General features: G+C 67.2%; 2 pseudogenes. One reads left to right on the top strand and one right to left on the bottom strand.

The window, feature by feature from the left end:
* Nucleotides 1–629, bottom strand: a pseudogene (locus EOA24_RS39510) (DUF1612 domain-containing protein); the annotation flags it as partial.
* A 119-nt stretch (nt 630–748) separates the two neighbouring features.
* On the opposite strand from EOA24_RS39510, the pseudogene EOA24_RS43695 reads away from it, so the two are divergent.
* Nucleotides 749–923: pseudogene (locus tag EOA24_RS43695) on the top strand (transposase); the annotation flags it as partial.

Below are 923 nucleotides of genomic sequence, written 5' to 3' on the forward strand. Positions count from 1 at the left end.
GTGTCGATTACGGCGAGCCAGTCGGCCAGCCGCTGGTCCTCGTCCCAGTCGAGGTCATAGATCAGCGGCCCGAGACTGTTCGGCAAGGCCTCCCGCGCGTTTGCCCCCTGCCCTGCCATGTCGACGTCCGGGCTGTCCGCTGCGCGCGGCGCGAACTTTTCGCCCGCCAGCAGCCGGCTGGAGCGGGCCAGCACGGCATCGATCTCGGCCAGTTCCTCGGCAAGAGCGTCCTCCTGGTCCGTGTCTTCAGCAAGGCTTTCGCCGGCGTCGTCGTCCGCCCTGGCGGCCGCCGTCGCGGCATCGGGTTCGGAGCCAGCCCGCCCCGCGCTTGCCACGTTGCCGCCGCCCTGCCCTTCGCGGCCGCGCAACGCCACAAGGCCGGGGCGCGACAGCGGCCAGTCCGGTGAATGCAAAAGAATGCGGCGGCGGGCACGCAGCACGGCATGCGCCCGGGTGAGCTCGTGGGTCGGGGTGCGGATGTCCATGTGGGAGTCGTGCAGGACGAGGTCTTCGACATGGACGAGCTCGCCGTCGAGCCACAGCGCCGCGGCCGCGTCGGCAAAATGCTGGCGTTGGATAAAGCCGTCTCCGACCGGGCTTTTGAGCACGCGCTCGTCGAGCCGGGCCAAAAGGTCTTCGGCTGTCGCTTTTACTTCCCGATTTCAAACAGGGAAAAGTCAGGTGTTGTTTAGGTTTAGGCGCTACGACAGCCCCGATTTTTCGCTAACGATTTCACTGACTGCTCGATTTGCCGCACCGATTGCACAACCGCAAAGCCGCGCCCGGCACGTCGCATTCCGACGAAGCATGGTCGGCGGCACGTCGTCTCGCTCGCGAGCTCGACAGGATTCTCGACGGTTCGGGGCCAAGACGCGCGGCAATCAACCGGGCCGCGGCCGAGCTGCGCCTCTCGACCCGCCAAG

Origin of the sequence: Mesorhizobium sp. M2A.F.Ca.ET.039.01.1.1 (assembly GCF_003998035.1) — a bacterium.
Taxonomy (GTDB): Bacteria; Pseudomonadota; Alphaproteobacteria; order Rhizobiales; family Rhizobiaceae; genus Mesorhizobium.